This is a genomic window from Microtetraspora sp. NBRC 13810, from assembly GCF_030268685.1.
In the GTDB taxonomy this organism is placed as follows: domain Bacteria; phylum Actinomycetota; class Actinomycetes; order Streptosporangiales; family Streptosporangiaceae; genus BSRQ01.
In genome coordinates, this window is record NZ_BSRQ01000004.1 from 17,672 (window position 1) to 33,356 (window position 15,685).

The 15,685-nt window shown below is 72.7% G+C and carries 18 protein-coding genes and 1 pseudogene; 7 read left to right on the forward strand and 12 right to left on the reverse strand.

The window, feature by feature from the left end; genetic code table 11:
* Positions 1-112: 112 nt before the first annotated feature.
* The 3 genes from QSK26_RS09660 to QSK26_RS09670 form a co-directional block, all read right to left on the reverse strand.
* Positions 113-856: a dienelactone hydrolase family protein gene (locus QSK26_RS09660; protein ID WP_285774692.1), complete on the reverse strand. Its 744-nt coding sequence runs from the start codon at positions 854-856 to the stop codon at positions 113-115.
* Positions 857-1,122: 266 nt separating this feature from the next.
* The gene (locus QSK26_RS09665; RefSeq protein WP_285774693.1) at positions 1,123-1,815 is read right to left on the reverse strand and encodes a response regulator; all 693 of its coding nucleotides are present in this window, start codon (positions 1,813-1,815) and stop codon (positions 1,123-1,125) included.
* Positions 1,812-3,131: a sensor histidine kinase gene (locus tag QSK26_RS09670; protein WP_285774694.1), complete on the reverse strand. Its 1,320-nt coding sequence runs from the start codon at positions 3,129-3,131 to the stop codon at positions 1,812-1,814. Before QSK26_RS09670 ends, QSK26_RS09665 begins: the two co-directional genes overlap by 4 nt.
* Positions 3,132-3,266: 135 nt before the next feature.
* Here QSK26_RS09670 and QSK26_RS09675 point away from each other — a divergent pair, with 135 nt between their 5' ends.
* Genes QSK26_RS09675 through QSK26_RS09685 form a run of 3 tightly spaced genes read left to right on the forward strand, consistent with a single transcriptional unit; the run spans position 3,267 to position 6,534 of the window.
* Positions 3,267-4,199 carry an ATP-binding cassette domain-containing protein gene (locus QSK26_RS09675; protein WP_285774695.1) on the forward strand — a complete coding sequence of 311 codons (933 nt, stop codon included), beginning with the start codon at positions 3,267-3,269 and terminating at the stop codon, positions 4,197-4,199.
* A complete protein-coding gene (locus tag QSK26_RS09680) occupies positions 4,196-5,761 on the forward strand; it encodes a DUF1349 domain-containing protein (protein WP_285774696.1) in 1,566 nt (521 codons plus the stop codon). The genes QSK26_RS09675 and QSK26_RS09680 overlap by 4 nt, the downstream gene beginning before the upstream one ends.
* A complete protein-coding gene (locus tag QSK26_RS09685; RefSeq protein ID WP_285774697.1) occupies positions 5,758-6,534 on the forward strand; it encodes an ABC transporter permease in 777 nt (258 codons plus the stop codon). Before QSK26_RS09680 ends, QSK26_RS09685 begins: the two co-directional genes overlap by 4 nt.
* A gap of 178 nt (positions 6,535-6,712) precedes the next feature.
* On the opposite strand, the gene QSK26_RS09690 is transcribed toward QSK26_RS09685, so the two are convergent.
* Positions 6,713-7,381 (reverse strand): NAD(P)-dependent oxidoreductase, encoded by a 669-nt coding sequence (locus QSK26_RS09690; protein WP_285774698.1) that lies wholly within the window; start codon positions 7,379-7,381, stop codon positions 6,713-6,715.
* A 116-nt stretch (positions 7,382-7,497) separates the two neighbouring features.
* On the opposite strand from QSK26_RS09690, the gene sigJ reads away from it, so the two are divergent.
* Complete coding sequence (sigJ, locus tag QSK26_RS09695) at positions 7,498-8,367, forward strand: RNA polymerase sigma factor SigJ (RefSeq protein ID WP_285774699.1); 870 nt, start codon at positions 7,498-7,500, stop codon at positions 8,365-8,367.
* A gap of 115 nt (positions 8,368-8,482) precedes the next feature.
* Here the strand turns inward: sigJ and QSK26_RS09700 are convergent, their stop codons facing one another.
* The 5 genes from QSK26_RS09700 to QSK26_RS09720 form a co-directional block, all read right to left on the reverse strand.
* Positions 8,483-9,193, reverse strand: coding sequence for a cation efflux transmembrane domain-containing protein (locus QSK26_RS09700; RefSeq protein ID WP_285774700.1), 711 nt, complete (start codon positions 9,191-9,193; stop codon positions 8,483-8,485).
* On the reverse strand, positions 9,190-9,609 hold the full coding sequence (locus tag QSK26_RS09705) for an ArsR/SmtB family transcription factor (protein WP_285774701.1): 420 nt from the start codon (positions 9,607-9,609) through the stop codon (positions 9,190-9,192). Before QSK26_RS09705 ends, QSK26_RS09700 begins: the two co-directional genes overlap by 4 nt.
* A gap of 164 nt (positions 9,610-9,773) precedes the next feature.
* On the reverse strand, positions 9,774-10,727 hold the full coding sequence (locus QSK26_RS09710) for a hypothetical protein (protein WP_285774702.1): 954 nt from the start codon (positions 10,725-10,727) through the stop codon (positions 9,774-9,776).
* Positions 10,724-11,047: a PadR family transcriptional regulator gene (locus tag QSK26_RS09715; protein ID WP_285774703.1), complete on the reverse strand. Its 324-nt coding sequence runs from the start codon at positions 11,045-11,047 to the stop codon at positions 10,724-10,726. Before QSK26_RS09715 ends, QSK26_RS09710 begins: the two co-directional genes overlap by 4 nt.
* Positions 11,048-11,356: 309 nt before the next feature.
* Positions 11,357-11,836 (reverse strand): MarR family winged helix-turn-helix transcriptional regulator, encoded by a 480-nt coding sequence (locus tag QSK26_RS09720; protein WP_285774704.1) that lies wholly within the window; start codon positions 11,834-11,836, stop codon positions 11,357-11,359.
* An 83-nt stretch (positions 11,837-11,919) separates the two neighbouring features.
* Between QSK26_RS09720 and QSK26_RS09725 the strand changes: the two genes are divergently transcribed.
* On the forward strand, positions 11,920-12,840 hold the full coding sequence (locus tag QSK26_RS09725) for an MFS transporter (RefSeq protein ID WP_285774705.1): 921 nt from the start codon (positions 11,920-11,922) through the stop codon (positions 12,838-12,840).
* A 65-nt stretch (positions 12,841-12,905) separates the two neighbouring features.
* Here the strand turns inward: QSK26_RS09725 and QSK26_RS09730 are convergent, their stop codons facing one another.
* A complete protein-coding gene (locus tag QSK26_RS09730) occupies positions 12,906-13,298 on the reverse strand; it encodes a winged helix-turn-helix transcriptional regulator (protein ID WP_285774706.1) in 393 nt (130 codons plus the stop codon).
* A 112-nt stretch (positions 13,299-13,410) separates the two neighbouring features.
* Between QSK26_RS09730 and QSK26_RS09735 the strand changes: the two genes are divergently transcribed.
* Positions 13,411-13,806, forward strand: a complete 396-nt coding sequence (locus QSK26_RS09735) for a pyridoxamine 5'-phosphate oxidase family protein (RefSeq protein ID WP_285774707.1) — start codon at positions 13,411-13,413, stop codon at positions 13,804-13,806.
* Positions 13,807-13,828: 22 nt separating this feature from the next.
* Complete coding sequence (locus QSK26_RS09740; RefSeq protein WP_285774708.1) at positions 13,829-14,692, forward strand: haloalkane dehalogenase; 864 nt, start codon at positions 13,829-13,831, stop codon at positions 14,690-14,692.
* 55 nt (positions 14,693-14,747) lie between these two features.
* On the opposite strand, the gene QSK26_RS09745 is transcribed toward QSK26_RS09740, so the two are convergent.
* Both QSK26_RS09745 and QSK26_RS09750 read right to left on the reverse strand, forming a co-directional pair.
* Positions 14,748-15,302, reverse strand: coding sequence for a hemerythrin domain-containing protein (locus tag QSK26_RS09745; RefSeq protein ID WP_285774709.1), 555 nt, complete (start codon positions 15,300-15,302; stop codon positions 14,748-14,750).
* A 117-nt stretch (positions 15,303-15,419) separates the two neighbouring features.
* A pseudogene (locus QSK26_RS09750) lies at positions 15,420-15,641 on the reverse strand (dihydrofolate reductase family protein); the annotation flags it as partial.
* Between the last annotated feature and the right edge of the window lie 44 nt (positions 15,642-15,685).

Sequence of the window (15,685 nt, forward strand, 5' to 3'; positions counted from 1 at the left end):
TGGTGCTGGGCGCATTGGCCGTCGCCGGGGGGCGGGCCTGCCGGACGCCGGCCGCTACTTCGCGGTCGGCGTCCTGGCTGGGACCGTCGGGTTCGGTTTCCGGGCCGGAGCCTCAGCTGTCGGCCAGGGTGCGGTCGAGGAGGGGGAGCAGACGGTCCCAGTGGCGCTGTAGTGCCGAGGGGTTGAAGGCTTCGGTGTCGGACATGGTGAAGCCGTGGACGGTGCCGGGGTAGATCTCGGTGGTGTGGCCGAGCCCCGCGGCGTCCAGGGCTTGGTTGAGCTCGGTGATGGCCTCGGACGGAATGTCGTCGGAGAGGCCGAGGTGGACTTGGGCGGTGAGCTGGGGGATGAGGAGGTGCGGGCTGTGGGGCGCGTCGGTCACCACGAAGCCCGGGTGGAATCCGGCGACGGCGGCCACCTGGCCGGGGTAGGCCGCTGCGGTGCGCAGCGCCAGGGCGGCGCCGATGCAGTAGCCGATCACGGCGACCGGTCCGGCGCTGACCTCGGACCGGGTGGTGAGGAACCTGAGGTAGGCGTCGGCGTCGTGCGGGACCCGTTCGGCGGTGTCCTTGAGCAAGGGCATCAACTGGGCGACGACCGCGGGCCGGATCTCTTCTCCGATGTACTCGGGGAGTTCGATCACCGGTGCCGGGCCGTGCCGGTAGTAGAGGTTGGGGACGAGCACGTAGTACCCGTGTCCGGCCAGTTCGCGGGCCATCTCCTTCAGCACGGGCCGCACGCCGAAGGCGTCCGTGTACAGCAGCACCCCCGGGTGCCGTTCGTCATCGTCGGGGAAGGCGGCGAAAGCGTCGGCCTGGCCGTCCGTGGTGGGAATCTGCAGAGTCCTGGTGGGCATGACTTCTCCGGTCGTGGTCGATGTGAGCCTGTGATCAACACGACGGAGGCGGAGCCCGCGCGGCAGCGCAGGATCCGTCGAACGGCGGGCCCGCACCGGCCCGTACGGCGCTCAGAAGAGCACCGGGTCACCAATCCGTGTGTGGCGCAACGCCGTCCCGGTAGTCATCGCCGCACAGCATAGTCCCACCGGACGACAGCACCACCGGCCGTCTCCCAGCCCCCGTGGTGAGAAGGCGCCGGCGGCCGGTCTCTGCGAGTTCTGCTCTACCGGGAACCCTGGGAGCGCGGCACGACCAGGCCGGTCTCGTAGGCGGTGACGACCGCCTGGGTTCTGTCACGCAGGCCCAGTTTGCCGAGGACCCGGCTCACGTGCGTCTTCACCGTCTCCTCGGTGACCGTGAGCCGGGTCGCGATCTCCGGGTTGGACAGGCCCTCGGCGATGAGCCGCAGGACCTGGGTCTCCCGGGGGGTGAGGGCGGCGAGCGCGGCGTCGGCCGAGACGTCCGGCCGGGGACGCAGCCGGGCGAACTCGTCGATGAGGCGGCGGGTGACCGCCGGGGCCAGGAGCGCCTCGCCGGCGGCGACGACGCGCACCGCGTCGAAGAGGCGTTCGGCGGTGACGTCTTTCAGCAGGAAGCCGCTGGCTCCGGCGCGCAGGGCGTCGAAGACGTACTCGTCGAGGTCGAAGGTGGTCAGGATGAGGACGCGCGGGCCGCAGGACGTGGAGCCGGCCAGCCGCCTGGTGGCTTCGATGCCGTCCATGCCCGGCATCCGGACGTCCATGAGGACGACGTCGGGGGAGAGCTCGCGGCCGAGCCGCACCGCCTCGGCTCCGTCGGCGGCGGTGCCGACGACGGCGAAGTCCGGCTGGGTGCCGAGCAGTTCGGCGAAGCCGGTGCGGACCACCAGGTGGTCGTCGGCGACCACGATCCGCACCGCGGGCCCGACGGCGTTCACGCGGCCCTCTCCCTCGTCCCGGGCAGGCGGGCCTCGACGAGGAAGCCGCCGCCCGCGGCCGGGCCGGTGCGCAGCTCGCCGCCGACCGCGGCGGCGCGTTCCCGCATGCCGGACAGTCCGTGGCCGGTGGCGGGCGACGCGGGCGGGCCGGGCCCGTTGTCGCGGACGAGGAGGCGCAGCGTGTCGCCGGTGTAGTGCAGTTCCACGTCGACGGCGGCGCCCGGCGCGTGCCGGCGGGCATTGGTGAGCGCCTCCTGCACGATGCGGTAGGCGGCCAGCTCGACACCCGGGTCGAGCGTCACCGGGGAGCCGCGCAGGATCAGCCGGGTGCCCGTCCCCGAGGCGTCCCGCGAGCCGTCGAGCAGCTCGTTCAGCTCGGCCAGGCTCAGGCCGGGCTGGGGCCGCCGCTCCGCCGGGCCCGCGGCGCCGGTCTGCGCGTCCTCGCGCAGCACGCCGAGCAGCCGGCGCATCTCCGTCAGCGCGGCCCGCGCGGTGTCGCCTATCGCCGACAGCCGCTCCGCGCCCGCGGCCGGCATCCCCGGCGTGGCCAGCCGGGCCGTCTCGGCCTGCACGGCGACCATGGAGATGTGGTGCGCGACGACGTCGTGCAACTCGCGGGCGATGCGGGCGCGTTCGCCGCGCGCCGTGTGCTCCAGCAGGGTGTCGGCGGCGATCCGTCGCGCGGCCGCGGTCTCCGCCGCCTCCTGGCGCGCCCGCCGGGCGATCCCGGCCAGGGCCGCGGCCGGGGCGAGCGAGGCCAGCAGCAAGGTGAGGAGCCGGGTCTCGCCGCCCGCCGTACCGGCCAGCGCCAGCACGGGGAACGGTACGGCGAGGCCGACGGCCAGTCCCGGCGAGCCGTGCCGGCCGAGCCGGTACCCGGCGATCAGCTGGGCGCCCGCGCCCGCCACGGTCAGCGTCTGGAAGGCGGTGAGGGACAGCAGGGTCGCCGCGGAGACGACCACGGCGGCCACAGCCGGCTGCGTCCACAGCAGCGCGACCGGCAGCGTGGTGGCCAGGCCCAGCAGACCGGGCACCACGACGCCCCCGGCCGGCGGCACGAACCCGCCCGGGCCGAGCGGCCCGCCCGGCACACCGGACCTGAACACGTATGGCAGCGGCGTCCCCCGCGCGCGGACGACCGCCTCCACCAGCGCGAACAGCGCCGGCAGCGCCCCCGCCACGACGGGCGCGTACCGAGCCGCGGTGACACGTCGCCACCTGGCGACCCCGGGCGCGTACCGAGCCGCGGTGACACGTCGCCACCTGGCGACCCCTCTGCCACGGCCCTCCGTCCGCCCGTCCCACGCTCGGTTCACGCAGGTCATTGTCGCGGTCGCCGGATGTTCTGGCATCCCTCACGTGAGGGATGGGACGTCCCTTGTGTCAGCGACGGCGAAGATGGCACCCCGGCGTGACGACCGCGTCCGCGCCGCTTCCTAGTCTGCGTCGGTATGGAAGCAACGATCGAAGTGGCCGGGCTGCGCAAGCGGTTCGGCCAGATCACGGCGCTGGACGGGATGTCCTTCACCGTGACGCCGGGGCAGGTCACCGGCTTCGTCGGCCCCAACGGGGCGGGCAAGTCGACGACGATGCGGGTGATCCTCGGCCTGGACTCGGCCGACGAGGGCCATGCCCTGGTCGGCGGGCGGCCGTACCGGAGCCTGCGGCGCCCGCTCAGCCACGTCGGGGCGCTGCTGGACGCCGGGGCGCTGCAGCCGAGCCGCACCGCCCGTGATCACCTGCTGTGGCTGGCGCACTCCCAGGGCCTGGGGGCCGGACGGGTCGGCGAGGTGATCGAGCAGGTGGGGCTGGGGAGCGCGGCGCGACGCAGGGCGGGCGGCTTCTCCCTGGGCATGCGGCAGCGGCTCGGGATCGCCGCGGCGCTCCTCGGCGACCCGCCGGTGCTCATGCTCGACGAGCCGTTCAACGGCCTGGATCCGGAGGGGATCGTGTGGATGCGCGGATTCCTGCGGTCGCTGGCCGCCGAGGGCCGCGCCGTCCTGGTGTCCAGCCATCTGATGAGCGAACTCCAGGACACCGCCGGCCATCTCGTGGTCGCCGGCCGCGGCCGGGTCGTCGCGGACGCCGCCGTGGCCGACCTGATCGCCGCCGCGTCCGGCGGCCGGATCGCGCTGCGCACCCCGGCCCGGGCGGAGGCGATGACCGCGCTGGCCGGCGCCGGCGCCACCGTGGCCGCCACCGGCCCCGACGCGCTCACCGTCTCCGGACTGGCGGCCGAGCGCGTCGTCTCACTCCTCAACGCGCGTGCCGTGCCGTTCTCCGAGGTCGCGGCGCACCGGGCGACGCTGGAGGAGGCACACATGGACCTCACCAGGGACGTGGCGGAGTTCCGCGCCGCCACGGGACGGGAGGCGGCCCGGTGAGCGTCGCCACCGTGTACCGCTCGGGCCTGCGGGCCGGGCGGGACGGTTTCGCGCAACTGGTGCGCGCGGAGTGGACGAAGTTCCGGACGGTCCGCGGCTGGGTCATCGCCATGACGGCCGCCTCGCTGATCATCGTGGCCCTCGGGCTGTCCTACGCGTCGGGCAACCGCTCCACGTGCGGTCAGGGGCCGGTCGAGGTCGCCTGCCCGGCGCCCCCGGTCGGGCCGGACGGCGAGGCGGTGACCGACGGGTTCTTCTTCGTGCACCGGCCGCTTCCCGCGGAAGGCGGCATCACCGTCCGGCTGACCTCGCTGACCGGCATCATCACCTACCCGCCCCCCGACCACGACAAGATCGTCCCCGGTCTGGTGCCGTGGGCGAAGGCCGGGATCATCGTCAAGGAGAACACCCGGCCCGGCTCGGCGTACGCCGCCCTGATGGTCACCGCCGGGCACGGCGTGCGGATGCAGTACGACTACACGCACGACATCGCCGGACGGCCGGGCCGGGTGTCGGCGGCCTCCCCGCGCTGGCTGCGGCTCACCCGCACCGGGGACACGCTCACCGGGTACGAGTCGGCGGACGGCAGGCAGTGGGCGAAGGTCGGCACGGCCCGGCTGGACGGACTGGCGGCCACGGTGCGGATCGGGTTCTTCGTCACCTCTCCGAGTGATCTGACGGTGAAGCGGTCCGATCTCGGCGGGACGATCGAGCAGGCCAGGTTCACCCAGGCCACCGGCGTCTTCGACCATGTCAGCGTGCAGGGGACCGCCCCCGGCGAGTGGAGCGGCGGCAACGTGGGCAACGCCGGCACCACCGACTGGGAACGTCACCACCAGGCGACCGGGGTCCAGGAGTCCGGCGGCACGTTCACCGTGACCGGGCACGGCGACATCGCCCCGCAGACGGACGGCCAGCCCATCGAGCGGCCGCTCACCGGCGTCCTCATCGGGCTGATCGTGATGGTCGTGGTGGCGGTGACGTCCATGACCGCCGAGTACCGGCGCGGACTGATCCGCACCACCCTGCTCGCCGACCCGCGGCGCGGCCGGACGCTCGCGGCCAAGGCCGTCGTCATCGGCGCGGTCTCCTTCGCCGCCGGACTGGCCGCCGCCGCGGTCGCGGTCCTGGCCGGGCGGCCGATCCTGCAGGCCAACGGCAACTACGTGCTCCCCGTGTCCACCTTCACCGAAGTGCGGGTCATCGCCGGCACCGGGGTGCTGGCCGCGCTCGCCGCCGTCTTCGCCCTCGCCCTCGGCACGCTGTTCCGGCGCGCCGTCGCGGCGGTCATCACCGCCATCGCGCTGATCGTCGTCCCCTACATCCTCGCGACCGCCTCCGTCCTGCCCGACGGCGCGGCGCAGTGGCTGCTGCGGCTGACCCCGGCCGCCGGATTCGCCATCCAGCAGAGCATCCCGGAGTACGCGCACGTGCTCGGCCACTACGTACCGGCCGCCGGCTACTTCCCGCTGGCACCATGGGCGGGCCTCGCCGTGCTCTCCGCGTACACCGCGCTCGCGCTCGGCCTGGCCGTCGTGCTGCTGCGCCGGAGGGACGGGTGAAACGGGAACTGCACGCGGAGTGGACGAAACTCCGCACCATGTCCGGCTCCGGTCGGCTGCCGCTCGCCGCCGTGCTCACCGTCGTGCTGACGGTCGCGCTGAGCGCCGCGGCGAGCGCCGCCGTGACCTGCCCGGCGATCGGCTGCGACCAGGACCCGGTGAGACTCAGCCTCACCGGGGTCCACCTGGGGCAGGCGGCCGTCGCCATGCTGGCCGTCCTCGCGATCGGCGGCGAGTACGGCACCGGCATGATCCGCACCACGTTCACCGCCATGCCGCGCCGGGCCGTCGCGCTGTCCGCGAAGGCGGCCGTCCTCGCCGGTGGGACGCTGGCCGTGGGAACCGTCGCCGTGCTCGGGTCGGTACTGGCCGGGCGGCTCATCCTGCCCGGCGGCGGCTTCGTCCCCGCGCACGGATTCCCGCCGCTGTCACCGGCCGACGGGCCGACGCTGCGCGCCGCCCTCGGCTCGGTCCTCTACCTCGTGCTGGTCGCCCTGCTCAGCCTCGGCGTCGCCGCCGCCGTACGGGATGCCGCGGCGGCCATCGGGACCGTGCTCGGCCTGCTCTACGTCTTCCCGCTCGTCATCCTCATGGTGTCCGATCCCGCCTGGCAACTGCGGCTGTGGCAGGTCTCGCCGCTGAACGCCGGGCTCGCCATCCAGTCCACCACCCCGCTGCCCCTCAGCCCGGGGGCGGGCCTCGCCGTGGTCGCCGCCTGGGCCGCCGCGGCACTGCTGACCGGCGGCCTCCTGCTCCGGCTGCGCGACGCCTGATCCACCCTTGCCGGCGCACCGGCGGCGCCGGTGGCCGATGCCGTTGCTGTTCCTGTGCGCGATGTCGGGCGCCGCGCATCTCGCGCTCCCTGCCCCCTTGATGATCGTCGATGTGGGCGACCGGAGGCACGCCGGCGGGCCCTGACCGCCCGGTACCGACGCCGGATCGTCGAGGGGGTCAGTTGGCGAGGCCGACCGTGTGCTTGATCGTTTCGGGTTCGCCGACGGCGCGGAGCATGCAGTGGGCGACGTCGGCGCGGGAGGCGAACATGCCGCCGGGCAGGTTCTGTCCCAGGGCGGTACGGTAGCTGCCGCTCACCGGCTTGTCGGTCAGGCGGGGCGGCCGCACGACGGTCCAGTCCAGGCCGCTGTCGCGCAGGACGTCCTCCATCCGGGCGAGGTCGGCGTAGTGCTCGCGCAGCGCCGCCTTGATGATGGGGCCGGCCAGGTAGCGCATGACGAAGTTGTCGCCGGGGTCGTGCCGCGGCGGCTTCGGCCGGGCGGGCGAGGGGACCGTGCCGATCGGCGCGGCGCTCACGACGACGATGCGCCGCACGGCGGCCACCTTCATCGCCGAGACGATGGCCTGGGTGCCGCGCCAGGCGACCCCGGCCTCGGTCTTCACCCGGGCGCCGAGACCGGAAAGTACCGCGTCGGCCCCCTCGACCGCCGCCCGGAGCGTCGCGGGCTCGGCGTCCGCCAGGTCGGCCGTGACGACCCGCGCCGCGGTGGGCGGCAGTTTGCCAGGGTTTCGCACCACCGCGGTGACATCGTGGCCCGCGGCCAGGGACTGTTCGAGGAGGTGCCGGCCGATGCCGCCGGTCGCTGCGAAGATCGTGAGCTTCATATGTCGCTCCCCAGGTGTCGTTGCGTGAGGCCCATAACGTACGGCCGAGTCCCTGTCACATTGTCCGGTTCCGCTACGTCACGGCTATGACGGAACGCGACGGGAGAATGTGACCGATGAACGAGAGCGAATTCCTGGCCGAGCGGTTCGAGGAGAACCGGACGCACCTGCGAGCGGTGGCCTACCGGATGCTCGGCTCGCTCAGCGAGGCCGACGACGCGGTGCAGGAGGCGTGGCTCCGGCTCAGCCGTACCGACACCGCCGCCGTGGAGAACCTGAGCGGGTGGCTGACGACGGTGGTCGGACGGGTGTGCCTGGACATGCTGCGTTCGCGGACGTCGCGGCGCGAGGAGTCGCTGGGCACGCACATACCCGACCCGATCGTCAGCCGTCATGACGGCGTGGACCCCGAGCACCAGGCGCTGCTGGCCGACTCGGTCGGGCTGGCGCTGCTGGTGGTCCTGCAGACGCTGGGCCCCGCCGAACGGCTCGCGTTCGTCCTGCACGACATGTTCGCGATGCCGTTCGAGGAGATCGCCCCCATCGTGGACCGTACGCCGGCCGCGACGCGGCAGCTCGCCAGCCGGGCCCGCCGCCGGGTGCGGGGGACGGCTCCCGTGCCCGAGGCCGATCTCGGCCGTCAGCGCGAGGTCGTCGACGCCTTCCTCGCCGCGGCCCGCGACGGCGACTTCGACCTGCTCGTCTCGGTGCTCGACCCGGACGTGGTGCTGCGGGCCGACTACGGCACCGTGCGGGAGATCCGCGGTGCGCGGGCGGTGGCCAGGCGGGCGCTGAACTTCTCGCAGTTCGCCCGGTTCGGCCGTCCGGCGCTGGTGAACGGGGCGGCCGGGCTGGTCACGGCTCCGCAGGGCAGGGCGATGGCGGTCATGGGGTTCACCGTCAAGGACGGGATGATCGCCGAGATCGACGTCCTCGCCGACCCCGAGCGCCTGGAACGGCTCGACCTGACCATGCTCGACGATTGACCGGGTCACTCCCGCGGATCGCCGGGCCCGGCAGGTTCGGTGTGCGTGCCCAAGCCCTGGCCCGAGGGTGGGTCCCGGTAGGCGACCCGCGCGGCGGCGGGCATCGGGCGGCCGATCACCTTTTGTCGTTCTCGTCGGCGGTGCAGCAGCCGTCCGAACACGCGGTCGAGGTGCCCGGTTCGCCGACGCCGGGGATGGTGCAGCAGGTGTCGCCGCGCCAGGCGTCGCGGCCTTCCTTGACCGCTACCGCGGCGATGACCAGGGCGGCGATCGGGTCGGCCCACGACCAGCCGAACAGGCTGTTGAGCGCCAGGCCCACCAGCAGCACGCCGGACAAATAGGTGCACAGTAGCGTCTGCCGGGAGTCGGCGACCGCGGAGGCGGAGCCGAGTTCGCGGCCGGCGCGGCGCTGGGCGGCCGACAGGATGGGCATGATCATCAGGGAGAGGGCGGCCAGGATGAGCCCGGGAGTGGAATGCTCGGCCTCCCCGGTACCGAGCAGCGCGCGTACGGCGTCGAAGCTCACGTAGGCGGCCAGTGCGAAGAACGAGATCGCGATGACGCGCAGCGCGGTCTTCTCCCGGCGTTCGTGGTCGGTGGCGGAGAACTGCCAGGCGACCGCGGCGGCCGAGGCGACTTCGACGATGGAGTCCAGGCCGAAGCCGATCAGCGCGGCGGAGGAGGCCATGGTCCCGGCGGTGATGGCCACGGCGGCCTCGATCACGTTGTAGGCGATGGTCGCACCGACCAGCAGCCGGATACGGCGCCGCAGTACGGCACGCCGGGCCGGGGCGGGCCCGAGGCCGGGCAGGTTCAGCGCGGTCATACGCTCACACCGCCTTCGGCCGGCAGAGCGGCGGGCTCGACGTCGTCCGGACGGGGAAGCGGGCGAGGGGACGGGCACAGCGCGACGGTGTGCCCGGTGGCGGCCAGCAGCTGTTCGGCCGCGCCCAGCAGGTCCATCAGCTCGGGCCGGGTCAGCGCGTAGAAGGACTGCCGCCCCTCGGCGCGGTAGTCGATGAGCCCGCAGTCACGCAGGCACGCCAGGTGCTTGGACACCGTGGACTGGGCCAGGCCGAGCTCGCCGGTCAGATCCACCACCCGCGCCTCTCCCCGCGCCAGCCGGGCCACGATGCGCAGCCGGGTCTCGTCGGCCAGCGAGTGGAACAGCGCCGCCGCCGGCGGCAGCCCGGCCGCGATGCCGGCGCCGACACACGACCCACCGCCCTGATTGATCGCCATATCACGATGATAGCTGGAAATCGTGATGGATAGCCAGGCCGCCGGCGGGCGGAGAGTCGAAGACCTACCAGCTCGTGAGCGGCAGGCAGATCGTCGGAACTGCTGTCCTTCATCGCGCCCGGCCACCGTCCACGAGCCCGGCATCTCGTTCATCGATCACAAGGTCAGTGCCTACGAGCGGCAGGATCACGTCCGACCGGCCGGCGCGCGAGCATCGTCCCCATGGCGAAAGCGCCGAGCACGCAGCCGATCTGCACAAGGGCCGCGGAGGCGGGCAGGGAAGGGAGTTTTCCGAGGTCACCCAGCGCCGCTACGGGCAGCAACAGCAGCAGTGCCGCGCGCCGTCCCACCGCGGATCCTGCCGCGTATCCCGCTGCCGCTGCCATGATGATGAGCCAGGGCACAGGTTTCCAGAGTGCGATCTCATGGTTGGTAGCCGCATCGAGCACGTGCCTGCCGACCTTGCCGGCGGCCAACCCGATCAGGCCGAACGGCATCCAGAGCATGAGTGTGCGCCGGGAGACGAGCGACATCCCGGTGCGGGCCGGACGGGTGAAAGCGACGGCGACCGCCACCACCTGCGACAGGAGAGGCAGGCCGACGTTCGGCATCAACAGTCTGTCCGGTTCGCCAAGGGCCAGGGTGAAGTGCAGGCTGTCCGACAGATACAGCATGAAAGCAAGCGCGCCCAGTGTGGCGATCCACCGGCGGCGGAGCGCGACCGCGAGCACGGGCAGGGCGAAGACGATGATCGGTTCGGCCCAGCGCAGGAGCGACCATGGCTCCTGCATCCAGTAGTGCAGCAGGCCAGGGCCGCTCTGTGCCAGCGACAGGACCTGGCGGGCCAGCGTGTCGGTCAGGATGAGAACAGGCCACAGCGCCATGCCCACGGCCACGGCGTCCCGCCAGGCGGGCGCCGACACCGTGCCGAAGGACCGCCGGTAGTGCATGCGAACCGCGCCTGCCAGCAGATCGGCCATGTCTGCGAGGTGCGGGCGGGTCTGGCCGGGCCGTGAACCGGCCAGCAGTACGCCGATCATGTCTTCCTCGTGCCGCGTGCGGTGATCATAGGGATAGCAGGCCAGGAGCCGCCGGTATCGGGCTTCGAGGGAGCTCACGCCATTCCTCCAAGGCCGGCGGCGCGCAGCCGCGCGGAAGCCGCTCGCGCGTGACGGCGCATCCGCTCGGCCTCCGCCGCCAGCCGGGTCGCCCCGTCATCGGTCAGCTTGTAGTACCGCCGGACCCTGCCGTCCACGATCTCCTCGCGATCCTCGACGATGAGGCCCTCTTCCTGCAGCCGGTCGAAGGCGGCGTAGAGGGTTCCGGCGCGCAACCGTACCCGGCCCGCGGAGATCTGTTCGACGTCGCTGATGACGCCGTACCCGTGTTGAGGACCGGCGACGAGCGCGGTGAGGATCAGGAATGTGGGTTCCTGCATCGATCTCATTCGATCATCATATATCGATGATCTTTATATGGGTGGTGGCCCCTGATCGACAAGACCCCGGCACCCGCTGTCGGCGCCGGCCCCGATCGGCAACCCCTTCCGTCGCCCCCCTCGGCCGCGACCGTCCTGCGCATGCTGCGCGAACACGACGAAGCGACCGCCGCAGCGACGACGCAGACAAAGGACTGACCGACCGCCAGGATCCCCGACCTGCGGCTCAGCGCTTGGCGCTGATACCCAGTCGGCCAGCCTTCGGCGGCGCCTGACCGGCCCAACCCCGGCAGGCGGCAGCCGGTGGGGTCAGGGCCAGGAGGGGCCTTCTTCGCGCTGGTGGGCGTGGTGGTCGAGCAGGCGGCCGAGGAGGGCGGTCAGCTGGCCGCGCTCCTCGGTGGTGAGGGGGGCGAGCAGCGCGTCCTGGATGACGTCCAGCTGCTGCGCGATCCGGTGCAGCTCGCGCACGCCGGCCTCGGTGATCGTGATGGTGTTGCGGCGGCGGTCGGCCGGGTCCGGGGCGCGGACGACGAAATCCCGGTCGGCGAGATCGTTGACCGTCTCGACGATGTAGCTGCGGTCGATCTCGCAGCGCCGCCCGAGCTCGGCCTGGCTGGCGGGCCCGAACTCCTCCAGCGCCGCGAGCAGGGAGAAGTGGTACCGCCGCGGATAGGAGGCATGGAACGCCTCTCCCACCAGGCGGTTGGCGTGCGTGGCGACGTGGGTGAGGAGCCAGCTGGGCGTGGAACGCAACCTGGCGGGTGTGCGGCTGTCGGCTGTGGTGGCCATGGGGAGAGGTTAGCCAACAACCGTCGAAGGAACCCGTGAAGCCGCTGCCGTTGGCGTCTTCGCATGCCTCGGAGGAAGTCGCCATGAACCGTGTACCGGTGGTCCTGTCCGTGCTGGCGCTCGGCACCCTCGTGCTGGGCACCAGCGAGCTGGGCGTCGTCGGGCTGCTCCCTGCGATCAGCGGCGACCTGGGGCTGTCCCCAGGGGCCACGGGCTCCCTGGTGACGGTGTACGCGGTGGCGGTCGCGCTGGCCGGGCCGCCGCTGGCCGCCGTGCTCGGGCGGCTGCCCCGCCGTACCGGGCTGACCGCGGCGCTGGCGGCGCTCGCGGTGGGCAACGCGGTCACCGCCGCCGCGCCGCGTCTTCCCGAACTGCTGGCCGCCCGCGCGCTCACCGGCGCCGCCGCGGCGGCGTACGCGGCGATCGCCGTGACCACCGCCGTGGCGCTGACCGGTCCGGCGCGGTACGGCCTGCCGTTCGCCGTGAACGCCCTGGTCACGGCGGGCCACTACACGGCCTTCACCTATCTCGTCGTGTCGCTGACCGGGCGGACCGGCCTGAGCACGGCCGAGGTCGGCGCCCTGCTGCTGTGCGGCGGAGTCGCGGGCACCATCGGCAACGCGGCCGGGGGAGTGGCGGCCGACCGCGCGCCCCGGCGTGCCCTCGCCGCAGCGGCGGCGATCGTGGCCTGCTGCCTGTGCGCGGTCCCGGCGGTCAGCCGGGTCGCGGTCCTGACCTGGCCGGTCGTCCTGGTTTGGGCAGCGGCCTTCGCGGCGTTCAGCACCGTGGCGCAGAGCGAGGTGGCGGTGCGGGCCGGGGAGGACGGCGGTGTCGCCGCGGCGTCCAACATCTCGGTGTTCAACATCGGCATCGCCGTGGGTTCGGCCGCGGGCGGGCTGATCCTCCAACGGTCCGGCCTCGCCGCGGTCCATCTCGCCGCCGCCGGGCTCGTGCTCGCCGGGCTGGCGGTCGCCCGCCTGGCCGGTCCCCGCCGCTCGCGGTAGGTCTCCCGGCGGCGGCCGGTGCCTCGCCGTACTCCTCCCGCAGGAATCCGTGGCGATGTGTCCGGTCAGGAGTGGCGTGCCGGTAGCCGGGTGGCGTCGTCGTAGGTCAGGCGGGCCGCCTCCACCTTGTCCAGGTTGGCGGCCGACCACTCGGCGAGGGTGGCGAACAGCGGCGCCAGTGTGCGGCCCAGCTCGCTGATCTCGTACTCCACCCGGGGCGGGACCTCGGGGTGGTAGGTGCGGATGACGAGCCCGTCGCGCTCCAGTTGACGCAGCCGCTGGGTGAGGACCTTGGGGGTGATCGTGGTGATGCGGCGCTCCAGCTCCACGAAACGCTGCCGGCCGTACTCGTGCAGCGCCCAGAGGATGGGCGTGGTCCAGCGACTGAAGACGATGTCGACCACCGGGCCGATCGGGCAGGCCTGCTCAGGCGGCTTTCCGGCCATCGTCTCGCGCATGTCGCCCCTCCGGGATAGCCACTTTCCTCTAGGTACCTACTATACCCAGGATGCTAGCTTCGCCGGGTCGCCGCGATCCGCGGCGGTCGCGACCACGGCGAACGGGAGCACGATGGCCGTTTCAGTCCTAACCGCCTCGGCGGAGGCGTTCCTGGCAGAGCCGCACCTGGCCACGCTGACCACCCTCCGGCCCGACGGCTCCCCGCATGTGGTGGCCGTGCGTTTCACCTGGGACGGCGACGCGGGGCTGGCCCGGGTCATGACGGTCGCCTCCTCGCGCAAGGCCCGCAACCTGGTGGCCGCGCCGGGGAGCCGCGTGGCGCTCTGCCAGGCGGCCGGCTTCCGCTGGATCACCCTCGAAGGGACCGCCACGGTGTCCGGCGACCCGGCACGGGTGACCGAGGGGGCACGCCGCTACACCCGGCGCTACCGGTCGCAGCCGCCCGATCCGCCCGGCCGCGTGGTGGTCGAGATCGCGGTGGACCACGTGATGCGCCTCAACATCTGACTGCGAAACAGGGGGAAACACCATGCTCACCCAACAAGTCCTCGACTCGACGATCTTCTACCGGGAGATCGGCACCGGCACCCCGATCGTCTTCCTGCACGGCAACCCGACGTCGTCCCACCTGTGGCGGCGCATCATGCCGGCCGTCGGCGACCCGGGCCGGCGGCTCGCCCCCGACCTGATCGGGATGGGAGACTCCGGCAAACCCGACATCGCCTACACCTTCGACGACCACGCCCGCTACCTGGACGCCTGGTTCGACGCGCTCGGCCTGGAAGGGGTGGTGCTGGTCGGGCACGACTGGGGCGGCGCCCTGGCCTTCGACTGGGCCGCCCGGCATCCCGGCCGGGTGCGCGGTGTCGCCTTCACCGAGACGATCGTGAAGCCGATGGCCTGGGAGGAGTTCCCCGAGGGCGGCCGGGCGGTGTTCCGGGCGATCAAGACACCCGGACTCGGGGAGAGCATGATCCTCGACGACAACGCCTTCATCGAGCAGGAACTGCCGGGCACGGTCGCCGGCGGCCTCAGCCCTGAGGACCTCGACGTCTACCGCAGGCCGTACCCGACCAGGGAGAGCCGGCTGCCGCTGCTGCGGTGGGCGCGGTCGATGCCGCTGGGCGGGGAGCCCGCCGACGTGGTGGCCAGGGTCGAGTCCTACGACAGGTGGCTGGCGGCCAGCGCCGAGGTGCCCAAGCTGCTGCTCACCTTCGCCCCCGGGACGATGATGAGCCCGGAGATCGTCGAGTGGTGCGCGGCCCACATCGCCGGCCTGGAGATCTCCGGGCACGGGCCGGCCGGTCACCACACGCCGGAGGACCAGCCGGACGCGATCGCCGCGGCCGTCGCCGGCTGGGCCGACCGGCACGGTCTGCGGTCCGCTCGCTGACCGGTGTCCTCATCTGCTCGGGGGTGGCAGATGAGGACACCGGCCGGCGTTCGGCTCAGGACTTGTCGCCCCTGGCGCGGCGGATGCCGTCGCGGACCCTGTCCATGATCGCGGCGGGCGTGCCCAGCAGCACGTTCTTGGTGGCCGACTCCACCCCCGGGTGCGGATGGGTCGGGGCGATCGCCTCGGCCGCCTTCACCGCCGCCGCCATCGTGCGGCGCTCGGCCTCGCTGGTGTGCTCGCGAAGCTGGGCGAACTCGTAACGCTCCTCGTTCTGGGCGTGTGCGAGCACGGAGGTGCGCAGGTGCGCGAGGTTCGACATGAACTCGGGGTCGTTCACCCCGGATTCGTCCATGTGCTCAAGCATCTGCTTGGCCTCGTTCTCCTCGGTCAGCCGGTCGTCCACGATCTCCTTGCCGCCCTCCAGCTTGCGCCGGGCGTAGGGATGGACGATCTCCTCCTCGGCCGTCTCGTGTACGGCGAGCATCCGCACGAGCCGCCGGAACGCCTCCGGCCGCTCGCTCATCGACGCCCGTTCCACCTCGTCGAACAGGTCCTTGATCATATTGTGCTGGTGGATGAGGAGATCGATGACGTCGTTCTCTTCCATCAGTTCCGGCACAGTGCGTCGTTTTGTCATAGTTACCCCCTTCCCATCACCATTTGCCGCCCGTTGACGTGCCGAAACCCGTTTCCGCACTTCTTGGCCAGGAACCGACTCGGCCGCTCAGCGCAGGTGATACCGGAGATGCGTGACCTCCGGGGAGGCGACCACCTCGGCGGGCCCCAGCCAGACGTGCCCCAGCCAGACGTGCCCCAGCCCGGTACGGCCGAACAACCGGGTCCCGTCGCCGAGCAGGACCGGCGACACGTGGATGTGCAACTCGTCCACCAGCCCGGCCGCGAGGTACTGCCGCAGGGTGTCCGCGCCGCCGGAGATCCGCACGTCCTTGCCGCCGGCCGCCGGTGCACCGCCTCGCCGCCGTCGCCCAG